Source organism: Paenibacillus sp. LHD-38, from assembly GCF_031157315.1.
In the GTDB taxonomy this organism is placed as follows: Bacteria; Bacillota; Bacilli; order Paenibacillales; family Paenibacillaceae; genus Pristimantibacillus.
Genome location: NZ_JAVIFU010000015.1, coordinates 25,648 through 45,913 on the forward strand (window position 1 = coordinate 25,648; position 20,266 = coordinate 45,913).

Sequence of the window (20,266 nt, forward strand, 5' to 3'; positions counted from 1 at the left end):
CAGACTTTATGAATAAGGATTTACAATGTTGCGACGTTTGCTGCAATGGCACTGATGCCGGCAAAAAACAAGCTGATTGCACCGACGATAACCAAAACATTAAGTACGATGCCGATCACGCCGAATAGTCTGCGGCGCTTGCTGGAGCAAGCAGCAACGATGGATAGAATAAGGGCAATAAACGCGATGAAGCCTGCCCCAAAGATACATGCGATGGCTACTACAAAAGAAGCGAGCACGGTTTCTCCGAGTGCTTCGATCGATGCCTGGAATGCCGCGGTATCCTCTGGATCAGCTAAGGTGAGGTTGGAATCCGCAATTTGATCAGCGAAGCTGCTGCCTGAAACGAATGCAATAATTAGCAACACGACCGAAACCAAACCAATGATGAAAGCAGCAATGCCAAGCCCAGATTGCTTCTTTGGACCGTTATTGAGCGTAGGTTCGTTTGAAAAAATCGGCTTCGTTCCGTAAGGTTCGTTCTGGGAAGGCTGGTTGGCAAAGTTATTTGATTCATTTTCCATATTTATCGTCTCCTTTACTAATTACGGTAAAATTATACACAAATTTGAAAGGGTTGAAAACTACATGTTTCCAAAATATTTTGCAATAGGCGCAATAAACGCTGCAATAGCGATCGCTCTGGGTGCTTTCGGCGCACATGGATTAGAACAGAAATTGACTGAGCATTACCTTGATATCTTCGAAACGGGCGTTAGATATCATATGTATAACGCCCTCGGATTAATGCTTATTGCTCTATTTGCCAAGCAGATTGAAGCAGGCAAGCTGGCATTGAACGGCGGAAGGCTTATCCTAACGGGCATGATCATTTTCAGTGGAAGCCTGTATGTCCTTGCGGTTAGCGGTTATAGCAAGCTAGGCATGATTACGCCTATAGGCGGCGTAGCTATTCTTGCGGGCTGGACATGCGTAATAATTGCAGCGTATAAAAAAATGAAGATTACAAAATGACATTAAAAGGAATGAAGTCATAAATATCGGTTATGCAATGAAAAAATAATAAGGTTTAGTAAATATTTCTATACCAGAAGGCATACATCGTTTATAATAAAGCGAACACTCACTTGACTCGAAATAGGGGAAGGACGTTTGTGCGTGACGAAACGGATGGATGGTTTTCCTGAAAAAACAAAGCAGCTCAAACAAACGTTTAACGGATCATTGATGATTAGCAGCCTTCTGGCAGCACTCGCGTTGGTTTGGATCACCGTATCCTTTTTGCTTATTTCCAATACGATGTATAAATGGACGGCTGCAGCCGTAGCGGCATCGTTATTCGTAACCGCAGTAATTGTTTATATAAAACGAAGTGAGACGTTCAACCTCCAAAACTACCATACGGCTATTGTTGAAACCTTGCTTCGCTCTGACGCAGTACCCCTGGCAGTCCTGGATAAAAGCGGGATGGTAATCGAGATGAACGAAGCTTCGAGCCGCACGCTGGGCTATCACCGAACGGAGCTTATTGGCGAGCCGATATTAAGAATCGTCGATCCTGGAAGCCGGCCATTGCTTAATGAAACGTTCGAGCAGGCACTGTTAGGCGAAACGAAGCAGATCAATATTAATATTACCCATGGTTCCGGTTTTCCGTTAGAGCTCCAAGTCGTTTGCTCACCGATGCTGCAAGGGGATGAAGTTATCGGCACCGTAATCATTAGCCAGGATTTAAGCGATCGCAAACGGAACGTAGAACGGATTCGCTACATGGCTTATTACGATGACATGACCGGCTTGCCGAACCGCACATTGTTTCAAATGAAGCTGACCGAAACGCTTGCTAGGGCTAAGGAAGAGGAGCGGGTTGTAGGCATCTGTTATTTGGATTTGGATCGCTTTAAGCTTGTCAATGCATCCTTCGGACGCGAATTCGGCGACATTCTTCTGATGCAGGTCGCTGAGAGGCTGAACCGTGATTTTTCGGACAATGATTTTGCAGCACGAATGGAAGGCGATGAATTCGCCTTATTGTATTGCAACCTGCAATCGGAGAAGCATTTGCTCGAACTGTCGAGGCAGCTTCTTAAATCAATCGAAGAACCTTATGAATTAAGCGGCTTTCCGCTACATATTACTGCAAGTATCGGTTTGGTTACCAACCGTGATGAGAATGATGATAGTTACGCGCTGATTAAGAAAGCCGATATGGCACTCGTAAAGGTAAAGGAAAGCGGGAAAAATGATTGCATGCTGTATTCGGACAGTTGGAGCAACTCATCGCTTGAACGGCTTACCCTTCAGCATGAAATGTACCGCGCCATACAGCGAAGCGAGTTTATCCTGCATTATCAGCCCCAATATGACTTAGTATTAGGGACGATGGTTGGTGTTGAAGCTCTTGTGCGGTGGAATCACCCCCAAAAAGGCATGATCCCGCCAGGAAACTTTATCCCATTAGCAGAAGAAAGCGGTATGATCGTACAAATCGGCGATTGGGTACTCGAAGAGGCATGCCGTCAAAACAAAGCATGGCAAGATGCGGGTCTGCCCTTAATACCCGTTTCCGTGAACTTATCGATTAGACAATTCGTTCAAAATGATTTGGCAAGCAAGGTATCCGCCGTGCTGGAGAAGACGGGCCTCGATGCTAAATACCTCGATCTAGAGATTACAGAGTCCATGACAATGGATGTCAGCCATGTATCCAGATGCTTATTAGACTTAACGGATTTAGGCGTCAATATTAGCGTCGATGATTTCGGTACCGGCTACAGCTCATTTCATTATTTGAAAAATTTCCCGATTGATCGCTTGAAAATCGACCGTTCCTTCGTACGCGATATTCAGCAGGATCCAAGCGATGCAGAAATCGTTGCGGCTATTATTGCGATGGCCCACAATCTCAATATTCAAGTTATAGCAGAGGGCGTTGAAACAGAAGAACAGATGGCTTTTTTACGCAAGCACAAATGCGATGAAATGCAAGGTTACTTCTGGAGTCCACCTGTATCAAGTGAAAATATTGAACAGATGCTCTCGCCGGGTTATGTATAAAAAAACCGTTCATTGACTGTCAAACAGTCATTTGAACGGTTTTTTTATGCATTTTGATGCTTCATCAATATGAGAAGTCTTCAATTTCATTTAACCGGAAGGTGTACACTTGCTTCTCGTCGACATGATAAACCGTAATGATATTATCCGTTTCATCCAAATTAATGATTCTGCATGGGATGCTGAGCTTTATTCCGAGCCCCTTGTTTACGATCAACCGAATGAGAGTGTTGTTCTTCATGATCGTTTTTATTTTATCAAAATAGCTTAATGCTTCCAATGATCCGGATTCAACTGCAGGCTTGTCTACCGGTATGACGTTTCCTTTATCGTTTCTTTCGGCGGCTCGCGTACTTTTCTGATTCGGAATGATAACGTTTTCAGTCTGAGCCGATGGTATGGGTATCTCTTGAACGGTCTGCGCATTCGTTCTACGCTGATCGATTTGTTCCCCCAACTGGATGCCGGATAAGATGCGAAAATCAATGAAGCCTGAACAATTTAGCAAATGAAGCAATTGTTCCAAAGCCGCAGCATTGTTTTTCCCTTCTACAAGCACCTCGATTTTAAAAACAAAAGAAGATTGGTCTTGGGCTGAGCGATGTTTTTCCATAGTACCTCCGAACTGAGTGGTGTAGTACTAATATACCACTAAATTAGGCTTTCATGTAGGGATATAAATAAGCAATTATCCAACACTGCCAAAATATTTTTTGCATATAATGATGTTGCAGTGCATTGCCTATTACTATGTGAAACGAAGGGGGTGGATCCCGTATGATGCGGATGGTTCCTTTCATACTTGAGAATGGAGAAACCGTTCTTGGCGTTGAAGTGAAGCTGCCCAAAACTACTTTGCTCGCGATTATGACTGATAAAGGATATATTATGTGCGGAGCGCTAGATGTTTCTCTGCTAAACGAGCGTCTCAAGGACCGGGAAATATTGGCCGGCCGCGCTGTTGGCGTACGGACGTTGGAGGAGCTTATGGCAGCTCCTTTGGAGTCTGTCACAACGTCTGCAGAGTCAATAGGCGTCGTTGTAGGCATGAAGGGTTCGGAAGCGCTCCAATTGATGCTTTAACGGACAGGAAAAGAGCCCTAACCTCTGTGCAGGCGAACAAGAGCTGGCCAACAGAGTTTAGGGCTTCTTTTAATACATTAGAATTTATAAGTTTTCACTTATAAATCTGCTTAAATATATCCGCGAAACGAATGCTTTTGCTGCTAAAAGACGGAAACACCGTTTAAGCTTGCCATCCGTTGTTTACTCAAACAGCTTGCGCAGGTTGTCATCGTAAGGTGCTTGCACGATGCCTTTCTCCGTAATAATGGCTGTAACATATTCATTTGGCGTAACATCAAAAGCTGGATTATACACTTTAATGCCTTGCGGCGCCGTACGTTTGCCAAAGCCTTCTGTGATTTCTTCGGCATTACGCTCTTCAATCGGTATTTCTGAACCCGTTGGCGTGTTTAAATCGATGGTAGAAAGCGGGCTCGCTACATAAAAAGGGATGCCATGCGCTTTGGCCAAGACAGCAACGCTGTACGTGCCGATTTTGTTAGCTACATCGCCATTTGCCGCAACGCGGTCCGTACCGACGATGACTGCGTCGACCCAGCCTTTGGCCATGATCATGCCAGCCATGTTATCGCAAATTAGCGTTACGTCTACGCCTGCCTGTTGTAGTTCGAAAGCAGTAAGGCGAGCCCCCTGTAGGACTGGCCGCGTCTCATCAGCATATACGCGAAGCGTAATGCCTCGTTCTAAAGCCAAATAGAAGGGAGCGAGTGCTGTACCGTATTTCGCAGTCGCCAAACCGCCGGCGTTACAATGGGTGAGCACACCCATATCGTCCTTGAACAGCGACAACGCATGCTCCCCGATCAATCGATTCGTTTCTTCGTCCTCGCTTTGGATTGCGATCGCTTCTGTAAGCAAAGCGGCTTTGCTTGCTTCCAGAGACAAACCCTGTTCAACGTAAGAAGCAGCAGCGGCTTTCATGCGGTCGAGCGCCCAAAACAAGTTAACGGCAGTTGGTCTGGAAGTAGCGAGATACTCTGCTTGTTTGACCACTTGAGCGAGCCAAGCCTCGGATGACTGCTCATTCCGACTGCCGAGCACAACCCCGTAAGCTGCGGATATTCCGATTGCCGGTGCTCCTCTAACCTTTAGATGGCGAATGGCTTCCCATACATCCTCTGCTGTCAATAAAGGCAAATATACGATCTCCTCGGGCAGCAGCCTCTGATCAAGCAGGTCAAGTCTGTCCTTGGTCCAAATCACGGATTGCAAACCAGCGTAATTCGTTGTCATGATGTCAATTCCTTTCTGTGTCTATCAATTATTTGCTTGGGATAAGGCCGCATCGATTACTTCCTCAATGGATTGCGCCTTGCGGTTGTTCCGTATAAGTGTTGTTCCGATAGCAAGAGCTAAGCGCTGTGCTTTCTCTTTCGCGGCAGCATCCGGAATACGGTCAATATCAACGACATGTGACAAGCCGACGATGCGGCGCACCATTTTGCAGCCGGCAAACCCGACGGCATCCTGAAGCAAGCGGTCCATGTAGTAGTCTTGATATGCCGGCGTGGAAGAAGCAAGGCGATCCAGTCCATGCTCATTCCAAAGCGCACGGAATTTTTGGTCAAACAAGTTCCATACATCGCGTACGGTATTGGTTAGATATTGACGGAAATCGTTTCTCTTGTCCGCATCTGCGATCCAATGCTCTTGACCGGCGAAATTTAGAAGAAGATTCGCGATAACGGCACCAATGTCAAAACCGATCGGTCCGTAATAAGCAAACTCGGGATCGATGACCTTTGTCGATTCTGGCGTTACGAACACACTACCCGTATGAAGGTCCCCGTGAAGCAGCGCTTGAGCGTTTGTTAAAAACTTATCGCGAAGAATAGCGACTTCCAGATGGAGCTCTTGATCCTGCCATAACGCTTCCGCTGCATCACGAATGGCCGGGTCAAAGCTGTTGTTAGGCGAATCGGTATACGGATCGTCAAAAATGAGATCTTCTGTTATTTTGCACAGCTCGGGATTAATAAAAGCTTTTACTTGAAGCTTCTTTTCCTGCTGGTTCATTCCTAGATCGGAAGTGAAAAACAACGTACGGGCCATAAAGGTTGAAATATCATCCGCGAACTTTGGATACCGTGTTCCTCCGATTAATCCTTGACGCATAATGATGTGATCGCTTAGATCCTCCATAATGGTCAGATACAGCTCTGGATCATACTTATATACGCTTGGGACAAGTCCTGGAGCAAGTTTTCCTTCCAAAATAAGCTTCTCGCTCTCAATCCGTGCACGGTCAAGCGTCAACGGCCAAGACTCGCCTACAACTTTAGCATAAGGCAGGGCTTGTTTCATAATGAGGCTTTTTCCGCTGGCAGAGTCCGTGATATGAAACACCAGGTTTAAATTGCCGTCGCCAATCTCGCGGCTCGTGAGCACTGCGCCTTGCGGAAAAAAAACGTCAAGGGAAAGGGCTATTTGAATGGCTTCTTGTTCTGTTAATGGATGATATGCAGACATGGCTGTCCACCTCCGGTTATAGTAGTCGGGCAGCAATGCCCAGTATTCATCTCAACATAGTATAATGTATATTATTTCGCCTTGGAATACCTTCGTTTGATATAATGTTATCAAATAGAGACAAGTTTATTGACGAGTAGGATGGAGGAAGCTTAATGACCGCACAAAATGTGCTGCAAAACATCGCTTTGAAAGAATGGGCCGTCAGCGTTAAAGCACTCGCAGAGGGAAAGCAAATTATCGTCATGCGCAAAGGCGGAATTATTGAAGAAACACGGGATTTTCAACTGGTGAGCCCAAGCTTTTACTTAATGCCCGCTTTTGAGCATCAGAAAAAGCATCTTTTAAAGGATGAATTCATGGATGATTTGGACGAAACGCTGGCAGGCTGGTCTTTGGACACGGATACGGTGAAGCTTGAAGCTTATGCCGAGGTTGCCATGGATATCGAAATAACGGACCAGCAGACGCTTGATCGCCTGCGTGATTTACATATATGGACAGATACATTTGCGGAGGAAAGATTGCGCTGGAAGAAAACCAAACCTCTGCATGTTTTAGTGCTACGCGTATACCGGTTGGAGAAGCCTTTCGAATTACCGATGGTTCCCGCTTATAACGGATGTAAATCTTGGGTAAGACTGGAAGAGGAAATCGGATTACCGGTAAGGATTCCCGTATTGGATGACGAAGCGTTTCAGACTGAAGTGGAAAAGATTAAACAGGCATTAGCCTAATAAGCGAGATAGGCATGCAAGGTCCACTGTTCATTGAGAATGCACGACAAAATTTTGTGATTTGTTGGAAAATATTAGACGGTGGAAGAAGGAAAATGTCGGTATTTTTATGCTGAAATAAGACAAAATCAGCGAAACAAAGACATCTCGCATTGATTTATAACAAAAACTATATTAAAATGATTATTGAGAATCATTGAGAATCACTCTATAATAGTAAGCCTATTCTATATAGAAGTGACTGACCGAATTAAACCAACCTTGGAGGGATCAGCATATTATGGCAACGCATTTTGTCATCGAAGGCCTGAAAGCGGCAATCGACGGAAAAGAGATTTTAAAAGGAATCAATCTTGACATTAAAGGTGGAGAAATTCACGCAATCATGGGCCCTAACGGTACCGGTAAATCCACGCTGGCATCCGCTTTGATGGGACATCCTAAATATGAAGTAACCGAAGGCAAAGCAGTATTGAACGGCGAAGATATCCTTGAAATGGGCGTTGACGAGCGTGCGCTTGCCGGTTTGTTTCTTGCGATGCAATACCCAAGCGAAATTCCAGGCGTAACGAACTCTGATTTTCTTCGCAGCGCATTGAATGCACGCCTTGGCGAAGGCAATGAAATTTCGTTGATCAAATTCATTCGCAAAATGGAAAGCAAGATGAAGGAACTGGAAATGAACGCTGAGTTCGCTCACCGTTACCTGAATGAAGGCTTCTCAGGCGGCGAGAAAAAACGTAACGAGATTTTGCAAATGATGCTGCTTGATCCTAAAATTGTCGTGCTTGATGAAATTGACTCCGGTCTTGACATTGATGCACTTCGTATCGTATCGCAAGGCGTAAACGCTATGCGTTCGGAAGATCGCGGTTTCCTGATTATTACTCACTATCAACGGTTGCTTAATTATATTACTCCGGATTTCGTACATGTAATGATGCAAGGCCGCATCGTTAAATCCGGTGGTCCTGAACTTGCAGAGCGTTTGGAAAACGAAGGTTATGATTGGGTTAAAGAAGAACTTGGCATCGTAGATGAAACAGTCGGCCAGGCTTAAGCGGAGAAGGGGGCATAACGGATGAGTACACAACTAACTACTCCGACAAACCGTCAAGCTGCAGAAGCACTGGCACGCAGCAAAGGCGAGCCAAACTGGCTTGTTGAACTGCGCGGAGAAGCGGCAGAGCTTACCGGAACACTCGGTTGGCCAAAGCCAGAGAAGGTTCGTATCGAAAGATGGAATCTGACAGCAGTAGGCAGCTACGAGCAGCCGTCAACGGTTGGAGCAATTAGCGAGCTTCCAGAGGTTGTTCGCGAATTGGTAGCAGAAGGAACTGAAAATTTGCTGGTACAGCGCAATTCCGGTATCGTATGGAATCAATTTTCAAGCGAATATGCCAGCAAAGGCGTTATTTTTACAGATTTGGAGACCGCATGCAAGGAGCATGGCGAGCTCGTTCAGAAATATTTGTTCCAAGCAGTAGCAAAGAATGAAGATAAGCTAACGGCGCTTCATGCAGCAATTTGGAACGGCGGCGTATTCGTCTATGTTCCTAAAAATGTAGAAGTAGAACTGCCGCTGCAGGCTATTTTCTACAACGACAATGCCGAAGCGACTTTTGCTCCGCATATCCTGATCGTTGCGGATAATAATAGCCGAGTGACATACGTGGATTGCGTTGTTTCCGAGCCGGGCGCAAACAGTGCGCCATTCGTACACCCGTCTGTCGTTGAAGTGTTCGTTAAGCCAGGTGCTCACGTTCGTTTCAGCTCGATCCATCATATGGGCGAGACAGGTGTGGATATGTCGATCCGCCGTTCGGTTATTGAGAATGATGGTCAAATGGAATGGATTATCGGTGATTTGAACGACGGAAATACGTTGTCTGACACTAAATCCATGCTGAGAGGCACAGGTTCCACTTCGGATGCGAAGGTTATCAGCGTAGGCAAAAACGCGCAGCAAAACAGCTTGACGACGCAAGCCGTTCATTTTGGCAAAAGCTCGGACAGCAACATGGTAACCCGCGCGGTTATGAAGGATTCTGCTTCGGCGATTATTAACGGAATTACGAAGATCGAGAAAGGTGCGACGAAAGCGAACGGTGTACAAACCGAGAAGGTGCTAATGCTTAGCCCGAAAGCGCGCGGCGACGCCAACCCGATTTTGCTTATCGATGAAGATGATGTAACTGCCGGTCATGCGGCAAGCGTAGGGCAAGTTAACCCGGAGCAGGTCTATTACCTGATGTCACGCGGTATATCTAAGCAAGATGCTGAACGTTTAATTATTTACGGCTTCTTGGCACCGGTCGTATCGGAAATTCCAGTCGAGGCGGTTCGCGGTCAACTTCAGCGTTTGCTCGAAAGGAAGCTAGAGGGATGAATATAAATGCGATTCGGGAGCAATTCCCGATATTGCATCAAGAAGTAAACGGGCACCCGCTCGTTTATCTGGACAGCGCGGCATCTTCGCAGAAGCCGCGCTCCGTCATTGATGCGGTTAATCGGTACTATGAGCTGGATAACGCGAACGTTCATCGCGGTGTGCATACACTTGGCTCCAGGGCGACTGATGCCTATGAGGGAGCGCGCGAGAAGGTAGCGAAATTTCTGAATGCGGGAGCACCGGAGCAAATTATATTTACACGCGGCACGACGACAGCACTGAACTTGGTTGCATCGAGCTATGCTCGGTCGATGTGCGGCGAAGGCGACGAAATCGTCATTACGCCAATGGAGCATCACAGCAACTTGATTCCATGGCAGCAAGCAGCGAAAGCCACAGGCGCAACCTTGAAATATATACCGCTGCAGCCGGATGGCACGATTTCTTTGGAGGATGTTGAGAAAACGATCACGCCGCAAACGAAGGTTGTATCTGTGACCTACGTCTCGAATGTGCTCGGGCTTATTAATCCGATCAAGGAAATTACTCAAATCGCTCATCGAAACGGCGCTATTATGGTTGTTGACGGTGCACAAAGCACACCGCATATGAAAATTGATCTACAAGATTTGGACGTAGATTTTTATGCTTTTTCCGGTCATAAAATGTGTGGTCCTACGGGCATCGGCGCATTGTATGGCAAGAAGTCGCTGCTCAATAAGATGGAGCCGATTGAATACGGCGGCGAGATGATCGATTTTGTTGATCTTTACGAGTCTACCTGGAAAGAGATTCCGTACCGCTTCGAAGGCGGCACACCAATTATTGCAGGCGCTGTCGGACTTGGCGCTGCAATTGACTTTTTACAGGAAATTGGGCTTGATGAGATAGATCAGCATGAGCGACGCTTGGCCACTTATGCCTATGAGAAATTGTCTTCGCTTGAAGGCATTACGCTGTACGGACCAAAGCAAAATCGTGTAGGGCTCGTGACCTTCAATTTGGAAGATGTGCATCCGCATGATGTGGCAACCGTACTGGATTCCAAAGGCATCGCAATACGCGCAGGCCATCATTGCTGCCAGCCGCTCATGCGGTGGTTAAACGTATCTGCGACAGCGAGAGCAAGCTTTTATTTATATAATACTGAAGATGAAATTGACCGCTTAGCCGATGCCTTATTACAAACAAAGGAGTTCTTCGGTCATGCAATTGGATGATTTATATCGCAGAGTTATAATGGATCATTATAAAAATCCTCGGAATCGCGGTACAATGAATGAAGAATCAGTTACGATTAACTTAAATAACCCTACTTGCGGCGATCGGATATCGCTTCAGCTCCAGGTTGTTGAAGGTAAAGTAACGGATGCAAAGTTTAGCGGAGAAGGCTGTTCGATCAGCATGAGCTCCGCATCGATGATGACAGAGGCGGTTAAAGGCAAAACGTTTGACGAGGCGCTTGCAATGGCTGAGAAGTTCTCAGCCCTTATGAAAGGCGAACCGGTCGAATTTGATGAATATGAGGAGCTGGATGCACTTTCGGGTGTAAACAAATTTCCTGCACGGATCAAATGCGCGACTCTCGCGTGGAACGCCTTGCGCAAGGGGATCGAGCAGCAGCAAGAATCACATTAAAACGAGATTAATGAGGAGCGTGAATGACCATGGCTAAATCAATGCCGGAAATGGAAGATTATAAGTATGGTTTCCGTGACGAGCATAAAGCCGTATTCGAATCAGGTAAAGGGTTAACGGAAGAGATCGTACGCACGATTTCGGAAATTAAAGGCGAGCCTGAGTGGATGCTGGATTTCCGTTTGAAATCGCTAGCGCAGTTTTTCAAAATGCCGATGCCTAAATGGGGCGGCAATATGGATGAGCTCGATTTCGACGACATTCAATATTATGTTCGTGCATCGGATAAGCAAGGCAAGACTTGGGAAGAGGTTCCTTCCGAAATTAAAGAAACGTTTGATAAACTTGGTATCCCAGAGGCTGAACAAAAGTTTCTTGCCGGCGTATCGGCTCAATACGAGTCCGAGGTCGTTTACCACAGCATGCAAGAGGATCTTGAGAAGCAAGGCGTAATCTTCACGGATACGGACACGGCGCTTCGCGAGTACCCTGAGCTGATGAAAGAATATTTCGGAACGATTATTCCTCCGAATGACAATAAATTTGCAGCTTTGAACAGTGCGGTATGGTCAGGCGGAAGCTTCATCTACGTTCCTAAGGGCGTTAAATGTGAGGTTCCATTGCAAGCCTATTTCCGTATCAACTCCGAAAACATGGGTCAATTCGAGCGTACGCTAATTATCGCTGACGAAGACAGCTCCGTTCACTATGTTGAAGGCTGTACGGCTCCGGTATACAGCACAAACTCACTGCACAGCGCAGTAGTTGAGATTTTGGTTAAGAAAAATGCACGCGTTCGTTATACGACGATTCAAAACTGGGCACCGAATATTTATAACCTGGTTACGAAACGTGCAGTTGCGGACGAGAATGCAACGATGGAGTGGGTAGACGGAAACATCGGCTCTAAGCTGACAATGAAGTACCCAGCTGTCGTATTGCGCGGCCGCGGCGCGAAAGGCATGGTATTGTCCATTGCCGTTGCCGGTAAAGGCCAGCATCAGGATGCAGGAGCGAAAATGACTCACCTTGCACCGGATACCAGCTCCACGATCATTTCGAAATCAATCAGTAAACATGGCGGTAAAGTAACGTACCGTGGTCTTGCTTCCTTCGGACGCAACTCTGACGGCGCGAAAGCGAACATCAAATGTGATACGCTCATTCTTGATAACGAATCGACTTCGGATACGATTCCTTATAACGAGATTTTGAACGACAACATCACGCTTGAGCATGAAGCAACCGTATCGAAGGTTTCTGAAGATCAATTGTTCTACTTGATGAGCCGTGGTCTTAGCGAAGCAGAAGCAACGCAAATGATCGTAATGGGCTTCATCGAGCCGTTCACGAAAGAGCTTCCAATGGAATACGCGGTTGAGATGAACCGTTTGATCAAATTCGAGATGGAAGGCTCCATCGGTTAATAACCGCCTGCTTAACTAGAAAAAGCCCCTGCAAAGGGGCTTTTTTGTGTTCATTTTTAATTACTTCAATAAGAGCTGCTCGGCAGCTTTGTCGAAAGAGGGCCCAAAGATTGCCTGCTTATCCATGTCACCGCGGGCCCAATAAAATAACATGACATTGTTGATTTTATAGATGCGGGGGTAAAGCATATCCATTAAAGCGGTTTGCTTGTGAAAATCATCGAGACCGGCTTCAAGATGCTCCTCAGAATTGAATACGTATATGGAAAGCTGTTCATGGATTGCAGACTTGTTATCATTTTTAATATGATCGACTGTATATCTGCTTGGAGTAATGCCTTCCAAAACCCATTCATTCTCTATATCAATAGAGATGAGGAGCAATTGCTGCTTGTTAAGTTCCTCTTCTACGAGCTTTAAATAAAAGCTGGATTTGTTAATCAGCGGTTCAATAAGCCGAGCGGTGATCGAGAATCGAATTGGCGGATTAGACTCCAACTGCTGGGCTGCTGCAATGATTGAAACCTGCTGCCCTACGTGAGCTTGAACATAAAACTCTTGAGATACTGTGTACCATGCGTGTTCATTCGTTTTGTAGGATTTCTTAATCCTATCATCCATTGAAATATTTTGTGTGTGGCCAGTCCAATTTGTCGCAACTAAAATGCGCAGCGAATCATCATGGATTTTTTTGTCCATAACGAGTCCTTGAACGGGTTTTTGAGGCACTGACCAAGATAAGATCTCTTTGATCTTCAAGGTCGTGGTAAGGGACATCGAATACAGCGTGTGGCTTTCTTCTGCACGGGCAATCGTACCTGTTTTTCCATCGTCAATCCATAAATCATATTCAGTTTTATTGATTAAGACCATATGGGAGGGTGCTTTGCTCTTCACAACGCCATGTATCGGTTCTGCTTCTTGAAAGGCTGTTTTAAATACATTAACTAAATCAGTATCCGTGAGCTTTAACAAAGTAGAATCAGCTTCACCTTGGTGATCGCTATCGTCTTCCAATCGAGAGATGATAACTTCTTCGCTCTTAGGATCGGCAGGAGGCTCATTAGCCCAAATAGTGGTTTGCTTAAGACTTGGTTGTTCAAGATTAACGGTTGTGGATTCAGTACGGCAGCCAGCAAGCAGGACAGCAACGGACAAAATCAGAATAATGCTTCGCAATGCATTCACCTCAAGACGTTTTGGATACCGCTGGCATCTCTTACAATCTTAACGATATAAATTAAGTATTTGTTGCTTGGAGAGACTGGTCGAATGGATAATAAAAAAACTCAACCACGATAAAATATCGGAGTCGAGTTTCTTAAGGAATCTTTATAGAAAGACCTGATGGATTTCGTAGTCACGATCTGTAGCCATATCAATAAAGCTTTCTCCAATTTGGATAAGAGGACGGAAAAACTCAGTCGGATGCGTCATTACGATTATTCCACTTTCGCCGCTTACAAGCTCAACACGCTTGCCAATGAAATTTGGCATCATGTGTTTAATAAATGTGTGCGTCGTAAAGGGATCAAGCTCTTTGAAGCTTAGTTTGTACAATTCTTTCAAAACGAATAACAAGTCACGTTTCTGCTGATAGACACGCTGTGATATCATCGCGCTATAGATATCGACGACAGCAATGATTTTGGATACGGGATGTATTTCATCACCGGTCAGACCATTCGGGTACCCAGAGCCGTCATTACGTTCATGATGCTGGAGCGCTCCAAATGCGGCGAACGGTTCATCAATGGATTTGGAAATAATTTCGTGTCCATATATTGTGTGTTTCTTAACTTCATCGTATTCTTCCGAGGTAAGCTTTCCAGGTTTATTTAAGATAAGATCATCAATACGGCATTTTCCTATGTCGTGAAGAAAACCGGATTTACCAATTTTCACAGCATCTTCATTCGTATATCCGACCCAAGTAGCCAGATAGTAGGAGAGCATGCCTACTTGTACAGAATGTTGATACGTGTAATCGTCCTTCGTGTTGAGCAAGAGCAGCATGGAGACGACATCGCGTTCCATCTGAAGATTATTTAGGAGCGGCTGGAATATGTTCGATACCTCGGCATCGTCGATTTTCCCGTCGGCAGATGCTTTCGTAAACAAGCCTTCGAAGTTTTTGACAGCGTTTTCGTAAAGGGGCTGCACGGTAGGAAGCCATTTGGGATTTACCGTCGATTCAAGTGTCCGGCCTTTTGCAACATCAGAAACCCTTTGTTCGATATCGACATAATCAATTCGATGTTGAAACAATCTTGAAATTTCTTGGTTATTGAGTACTGTTCCTTTGGAGAGTACGTGAAGACCGTATTCGTTAAACGTATCCATACTTAACCGGTCTCCATCTATTAAGTCTGTAACATGAACCCTCATCGAGACACCCCAATTGATTGTAGTAGAGATATATACCTACAATAGTAGCAATGAATGATCGGAATGGCAATAAGAGGATTTTGAAATAGGGTCTAATTACCTAATATTTCTGCGTAAATTGACCTTGCTTTCGTCAGTTCATCGGTACCTTGAACGATCGCGCGGCCATCGCTGAATAAGACAAAGGTTAATTCGTCCGTTAGTTCGATCCGCAGCAAAAAACGATTAACGGTTATTGCGCCAACCGGCTGAAGTCTTTGTGCAAGCTCCGTCAAATTGAGCATAACGGGTTGACCTGGCGTAATTTGAACGGAATTTCGCCCGCAAAGAGAGGCTGCGGCAGGATCCGTTGCACGTTCATCCAGGAATTCGAAACGAAGCTGGCCGCAGCAGCGACATTCACCTCTTTTGGCATTAGAAACGGAAACAGGAAGCCAAGTATGGTTCCAGAGATCGATTTGAAACAACGTACCGTGCAGCGCGATAACGTTGCCGGAAAGCAGCTTAATCGCCTCTGCAGCCTGAAGAGACCCGATAATGTCTACGATAGGCGAAATCACGCCAGCCGTCTCGCATGTATCGGTCGTGCCCGGCGGGGGCGGCTCATTAAACAGGCAGCGGTAGCAGGGGGTTTTATCCGGAATAATCGTCAAAGTCATGCCGGATGCTCCAACTGCTCCGCCATAAATCCAAGGAATATTGCGCATCACGCTATAATCATTAATAAGATATCTAACGGAGAAGTTATCGCTGCCATCGATGATAACGTCAACGTCAGCAAGCAGATCCTCCGCATTTGCGGCCGTTAAATCAGCAATTATCGGCTCGATCGTTACCGAGCTGTTTATTTCCCGCAAATGAACAGCTGCAGCCTGTGCCTTTGGCAGCAGGGTTAGGACATCCTGTTCGGTATATAGCATTTGCCTTTGCAGATTGCTCCATTCAATAATGTCGCGGTCAATGATCCGTACGTATCCGACGCCCGATCGAACAAGATGCTGGGCGATGACTGAGCCGAGCGCCCCCATGCCGACGACTGCGGCGCGGCTGCTTGAAAGTAGCTGCTGGCCGTTCTCTCCAATGGGAGCAAACCGGGCTTGCCTGGCATAGCGTGCCGAACTTTGAAGAGCTTGGCTGGGAGAAGCGATTGCTTTATTGTCAATATTGTTCATCTTTATTTCTCCTTCGATGCTTGCTGAATGAGGTCAACCCGATCGGAAAAACTAAAAATCAGTTAGCTGTTCGGTAGGATTCCAAGGTCCAAGTTGATGTCCTTTCCATTCCGAGCCGTCCTCCCAGATTTCTTTCTTCCATATCGGTACGATTTGTTTGAGGCGTTCAATAGCGTATCTGCTTGCCTCGTAGCAGCTGTCTCGATGAGGAGCAGATACGGCGATAACGACGCTGGTCTCAGCCAGTCCAACTACGCCGATACGGTGGCTGATCGCACATAAAGCATTGGGCCAGCGCTCGGAGATTTCATCGCCTATCTGGCGCATCGTTGCAACAGCCATTGGAGCGTAGGCTTCATATTCCAACCTAACCGTACGCTGTCCATGCGTCCATTCGCGCGTTGTGCCTACAAAAGATATGGCGGCTCCATGCTCGGGTACGATCACTTTTGCAAGCACCTCGTCCGAACTAATCGCCTCGGATGTAATGACATAGCGTTCCACAGGCTCTGTAACAGGCTGAGCAGGTTCCTCTCCTCCTGAGACGGGAGGAAGAAGGGCAAGCTCGTCCGTAGCAAGCAAGATCGCATCCTCGGCCGCATAAGCATGGTTGCGTGCAATAAATGCTATTTGTATTAATGCTTTGTGATCCGGGTATTTCGCAGATATAGCGGCTTTCAAATCAGCAACGCTCATTTGATCGGTTTCGGCTTGCAGATTTATAGAAGGTGCTCCCAAGCGCTCGGGGAGACCGGCAAATAGTTTAATAGACCAGTTACATGTCATGATATAAAACCTCTCATCAATTAGGTTAAAAGCTGTTTATAGAATATCATAATTCAAAAAAAAATGTTATGCTAATACATAGACAGAAAGGGAGTGAGATTCATGCCTACATTGACGGATCGTTTTGGACGGGTACACGATTATTTGCGTATTTCAGTAACCGATCGGTGTAATTTGCGATGCTTGTATTGCATGCCTGAAGAAGGAATGGACTTCACGGAATCCGAAAATTTGATGTCATACGATCAAATTGTCGAGGTCGTGGAAGCCGGTGCGGCTCTTGGAATTACGAAGCTGCGCATCACAGGCGGCGAGCCGCTTATTCGGCCGGGACTCGATGGATTAATTAGTAGATTATCTGCAATTGACGGGATTCAAGATATAGCATTAACTACAAATGGCATTTTTCTCGCAAAGCAGGCCGAGGCGCTTAAAGCGGCTGGCTTAAACCGCGTGAATATTAGCTTGGATACGTTAGATTCCTCCAGATTTCGATTTATTGCGCGGCGCGGTGAATTAAAACGAGTAATGGAAGGGATCGAAGCGGCGGCAGCCGTTGGATTCGATCCGATTAAGCTGAATTGCGTGCTGCTTAAAGAAGTGAATGAGGACGAAATTGCCGATTTTTTAAAGTTGGCTTACGATCAGCCGATGCATGTTCGGTTTATCGAATATATGCCAATCGGGCATGCCGATGAAAATTGGAAAAAGCACTATTTACCGTTAACCCGGGTTCTTGAAGTAGCAGAGCGAGAAGGCTATGAAATTAGCCGAAGAACGAATGTGCATGGCAATGGTCCTTCCGATGACTGGCAGATGAAGGGGGCTCGCGGATCGTTTGGCTTGATTCATCCGATAAGCGATCACTTCTGCAGCAATTGCAATCGGCTGCGCTTAACCGCGGACGGATCGATTAAGCCGTGTCTGTACTGGGTGGATGAGTTAAATGTGAAGGATGCTTTTGGCCATCCGGAAGAAATGCAGCGCCTGCTGCTTCGAGCGATGGACATTAAGCCGGAAAATCACGAGATGGCGGCAAAGCTGGCAGACGGCGCGCAAACACACGTCCCTACGGAGCGTCGCATGTCTCAAATAGGAGGCTGACGAATACGTATGCATGAAATCAAGATCGAGCATTTCGAGCTGGGCGCATTCACAACGAGCCCGGAAGAGATGGCCATACTGGCAGGTGTAAGCTTCCCCATCGCACACAGAGTTCCTGGTGCGGTCGGGGAAGCTTTTGATTGGCAACTTTGGTACTCGGCATGGATCGAGAAGGTCAGCGGTGCTGATGCCATTCCTGCGCCCTCAGAACTGACTGTAGAAGCAGCTGATACTTTCGAGGCTTTCATTCCCTGGGATCAACTGGGAGAAGCAGCCGTCCTTTACGGGCAAAACGGAGAACCGCTGCAAAAGACCGGGCCTATTCGCTTATACGTGCCGAACGGAAGCAGCAAATGCTTAAATGTGAAGAGCATCGTAAAGCTTAGGATTGGGCACAATGCAGCGAACGGGACGGAAGAAGCGACTTATGGATTTAAACATACATTTTCTGCTGATGAATTGCGTAAAAACAAATAAGGTGGCTTGCTCCGCTTGTAATACGGAATAAGGAGGCGTGCATGAATTTGACGGACAGCTTTCATACACGAGTGGTTCTTCTTCATAGCAACGATATACATAGCCGTCTCGAGCATGCCGCCCAAATCGCAACGCTAATCGCGGAGGAGCGCCGCTCTTACGGCAGCGATCTCGTGCTTGCCGTAGACTGCGGCGATCATATGGACCGCATGCGCGTTGAAACGGAAGGCAGCGATGGTATCGTAAATGTAGAACTGTTGAATAACGCGGGATATGAAGTTATAACGCTTGGAAATAATGAGGGTCTTACCTATTCTTCCCAAACGGTAGCAGATGCTTATGTTAACCGTGCAAGATTTGCAATCGTATGCGCGAATATGTTGGATTCAGCGACGAAGGAGCAGCCTGAATGGCTGCTGCCGAGCACCATCGTTGACAAAAATGGGCTGCGGATCGGGTTAATCGGCGTTACGGCGCCCTTTGTTGATTTTTATTCCTTGCTTGGCTGGCAGGTTACCGATCCTTTTGAAGCAGTGAGAGCGCAGGTCAGCTTGCTGCGTGAGCAAGTTGACGTATTGGTGATCATGTCGCATCTTGGGATAACCTCCGATCGATTGATGGCGGAGAAGCTTGACGGCATCGATCTTATCCTGGGCGCGCATTCCCATCATTTATTGGAGGAGCCGATTGTTCTCGGAAGCACGACGATTTGTGCGGCCGGGAAATTCGGCGAGTATCTCGGGCGAGTAGAGATCGGGTTCGATGAGGAGACTGCCCGCCCTATGTTCCGCGGAACCTGCGTGCCAACGGCTGCATTGGCGGAGCATCCTGAAGCTGCCGCCATCATTGGCAGCTACCGCGTGTCGGGACAGCAGCGGCTGAGCCGGGTCGTTGCCCGGCTCGATTCGCCGCTGCCCGCCAGAGCCGAGCGGGAATCGCCGCTCGGCAACCTGCTGGCCGCTGGCTTGCGCCGCTGGACCGATGCCGAGATCGGCATGGTCAACACGGGGCAGCTGCTCGGCGGCCTTGCGCAGGGGGACGTGACAGCGGGCGAACTGCATGCCCTCTGTCCGTCTCCTATTAATCCGTGCCTGATGACGATTTCCGGCACGGATATTCGCACAGCGCTGGAGCAAGCGCTGCTGCCTGAATTTATCCATAAGCCGATTAAGGGTTACGGCTTCCGGGGCTTTGTTCTCGGAACGCTTGCGGTAGACGGCTTATCCATCTCTTATGATTCCGCCAAACCTCCGATGAGCAAGCTCACCCAAGTTTCCGTCAACGGTGAGCCGCTGGAAGACGAGCGCCTGTATAAGCTCGGCACGATTGATATGTTCAGCTTCAAAGCCGGTTACGAGTCTTTGGCCAATGCCGTCCAATACCAATATTATTTGCCTGAATTCATACGGGACGTTATCGGAGCGCAGCTGCAGGATCTGTCAGCTATTATCGAAAGTCGCCGGCTGCGGTGGCGAAATGAATCAATATAACAAAAATTATGAATAATCTCGACAAATAATGTCGAAAAAATAGTATAAAATGGTTGCGAATTTCGTGATTTTCCCGTACATT

20 protein-coding genes are annotated in these 20,266 nt (G+C 46.7%); 12 read left to right on the top strand and 8 right to left on the bottom strand.

The window, feature by feature from the left end; translation table 11 throughout:
- Positions 1-20: 20 nt before the first annotated feature.
- On the bottom strand, positions 21-524 hold the full coding sequence (locus RCO25_RS14605; RefSeq protein ID WP_308996874.1) for a hypothetical protein: 504 nt from the start codon (positions 522-524) through the stop codon (positions 21-23).
- 64 nt (positions 525-588) lie between these two features.
- Here RCO25_RS14605 and RCO25_RS14610 point away from each other — a divergent pair, with 64 nt between their 5' ends.
- Positions 589-975: a DUF423 domain-containing protein gene (locus RCO25_RS14610; RefSeq protein ID WP_308996875.1), complete on the top strand. Its 387-nt coding sequence runs from the start codon at positions 589-591 to the stop codon at positions 973-975.
- A 144-nt stretch (positions 976-1,119) separates the two neighbouring features.
- Positions 1,120-3,018, top strand: coding sequence for a putative bifunctional diguanylate cyclase/phosphodiesterase (locus RCO25_RS14615; RefSeq protein WP_308996876.1), 1,899 nt, complete (start codon positions 1,120-1,122; stop codon positions 3,016-3,018).
- A gap of 64 nt (positions 3,019-3,082) precedes the next feature.
- Here the strand turns inward: RCO25_RS14615 and RCO25_RS14620 are convergent, their stop codons facing one another.
- Positions 3,083-3,631, bottom strand: coding sequence for a hypothetical protein (locus tag RCO25_RS14620; protein ID WP_308996877.1), 549 nt, complete (start codon positions 3,629-3,631; stop codon positions 3,083-3,085).
- 164 nt (positions 3,632-3,795) lie between these two features.
- Between RCO25_RS14620 and RCO25_RS14625 the strand changes: the two genes are divergently transcribed.
- The gene (locus tag RCO25_RS14625) at positions 3,796-4,101 is read left to right on the top strand and encodes a YunC family protein (protein ID WP_308996878.1); all 306 of its coding nucleotides are present in this window, start codon (positions 3,796-3,798) and stop codon (positions 4,099-4,101) included.
- 183 nt (positions 4,102-4,284) lie between these two features.
- On the opposite strand, the gene mtnA is transcribed toward RCO25_RS14625, so the two are convergent.
- Together mtnA and mtnK are read right to left on the bottom strand one after the other, a co-directional pair.
- Positions 4,285-5,337, bottom strand: coding sequence for an S-methyl-5-thioribose-1-phosphate isomerase (gene mtnA / locus RCO25_RS14630; protein WP_308996879.1), 1,053 nt, complete (start codon positions 5,335-5,337; stop codon positions 4,285-4,287).
- A 24-nt stretch (positions 5,338-5,361) separates the two neighbouring features.
- Positions 5,362-6,573, bottom strand: a complete 1,212-nt coding sequence (gene mtnK / locus RCO25_RS14635; protein WP_308996880.1) for an S-methyl-5-thioribose kinase — start codon at positions 6,571-6,573, stop codon at positions 5,362-5,364.
- Between the two features lie 155 nt (positions 6,574-6,728).
- Between mtnK and RCO25_RS14640 the strand changes: the two genes are divergently transcribed.
- The 6 genes from RCO25_RS14640 (at position 6,729) to sufB (ending at position 12,767) form a co-directional block, all read left to right on the top strand.
- Entirely contained in the window at positions 6,729-7,310 is a 582-nt protein-coding gene (locus RCO25_RS14640) for a DUF1802 family protein (protein ID WP_308996881.1), read from the top strand.
- A gap of 280 nt (positions 7,311-7,590) precedes the next feature.
- Positions 7,591-8,370: a Fe-S cluster assembly ATPase SufC gene (sufC, locus tag RCO25_RS14645; protein WP_308996882.1), complete on the top strand. Its 780-nt coding sequence runs from the start codon at positions 7,591-7,593 to the stop codon at positions 8,368-8,370.
- A gap of 21 nt (positions 8,371-8,391) precedes the next feature.
- Positions 8,392-9,699: a Fe-S cluster assembly protein SufD gene (sufD, locus tag RCO25_RS14650; protein WP_308996883.1), complete on the top strand. Its 1,308-nt coding sequence runs from the start codon at positions 8,392-8,394 to the stop codon at positions 9,697-9,699.
- Positions 9,696-10,922, top strand: coding sequence for a cysteine desulfurase (locus tag RCO25_RS14655; RefSeq protein ID WP_308996884.1), 1,227 nt, complete (start codon positions 9,696-9,698; stop codon positions 10,920-10,922). Before sufD ends, RCO25_RS14655 begins: the two co-directional genes overlap by 4 nt.
- Positions 10,909-11,340: a Fe-S cluster assembly sulfur transfer protein SufU gene (gene sufU, locus RCO25_RS14660; protein WP_308996885.1), complete on the top strand. Its 432-nt coding sequence runs from the start codon at positions 10,909-10,911 to the stop codon at positions 11,338-11,340. The genes RCO25_RS14655 and sufU overlap by 14 nt, the downstream gene beginning before the upstream one ends.
- A gap of 29 nt (positions 11,341-11,369) precedes the next feature.
- Positions 11,370-12,767: a Fe-S cluster assembly protein SufB gene (sufB, locus tag RCO25_RS14665; RefSeq protein ID WP_308996886.1), complete on the top strand. Its 1,398-nt coding sequence runs from the start codon at positions 11,370-11,372 to the stop codon at positions 12,765-12,767.
- Positions 12,768-12,827: 60 nt separating this feature from the next.
- On the opposite strand, the gene RCO25_RS14670 is transcribed toward sufB, so the two are convergent.
- The 4 genes from RCO25_RS14670 to RCO25_RS14685 all read right to left on the bottom strand — a co-directional run bounded on the left by RCO25_RS14670 (position 12,828) and on the right by RCO25_RS14685 (position 17,113).
- On the bottom strand, positions 12,828-13,925 hold the full coding sequence (locus RCO25_RS14670; protein ID WP_308996887.1) for a YhfM domain-containing protein: 1,098 nt from the start codon (positions 13,923-13,925) through the stop codon (positions 12,828-12,830).
- Between the two features lie 174 nt (positions 13,926-14,099).
- Complete coding sequence (locus RCO25_RS14675; protein ID WP_308996888.1) at positions 14,100-15,110, bottom strand: HD-GYP domain-containing protein; 1,011 nt, start codon at positions 15,108-15,110, stop codon at positions 14,100-14,102.
- A 137-nt stretch (positions 15,111-15,247) separates the two neighbouring features.
- A complete protein-coding gene (locus RCO25_RS14680; RefSeq protein ID WP_308996889.1) occupies positions 15,248-16,327 on the bottom strand; it encodes a ThiF family adenylyltransferase in 1,080 nt (359 codons plus the stop codon).
- Positions 16,328-16,378: 51 nt separating this feature from the next.
- Positions 16,379-17,113 carry a molybdenum cofactor biosynthesis protein gene (locus tag RCO25_RS14685; protein WP_308996890.1) on the bottom strand — a complete coding sequence of 245 codons (735 nt, stop codon included), beginning with the start codon at positions 17,111-17,113 and terminating at the stop codon, positions 16,379-16,381.
- A gap of 102 nt (positions 17,114-17,215) precedes the next feature.
- Here RCO25_RS14685 and moaA point away from each other — a divergent pair, with 102 nt between their 5' ends.
- The 3 genes from moaA to RCO25_RS14700 are packed head-to-tail and all read left to right on the top strand — an operon-like array spanning position 17,216 to position 20,184.
- Positions 17,216-18,217, top strand: a complete 1,002-nt coding sequence (gene moaA / locus RCO25_RS14690; protein WP_308996891.1) for a GTP 3',8-cyclase MoaA — start codon at positions 17,216-17,218, stop codon at positions 18,215-18,217.
- 9 nt (positions 18,218-18,226) lie between these two features.
- Entirely contained in the window at positions 18,227-18,694 is a 468-nt protein-coding gene (locus tag RCO25_RS14695; protein ID WP_308996892.1) for a molybdopterin-binding protein, read from the top strand.
- Between the two features lie 41 nt (positions 18,695-18,735).
- Positions 18,736-20,184 (top strand): bifunctional metallophosphatase/5'-nucleotidase, encoded by a 1,449-nt coding sequence (locus tag RCO25_RS14700; protein WP_308996893.1) that lies wholly within the window; start codon positions 18,736-18,738, stop codon positions 20,182-20,184.
- Positions 20,185-20,266: the final 82 nt, after the last annotated feature.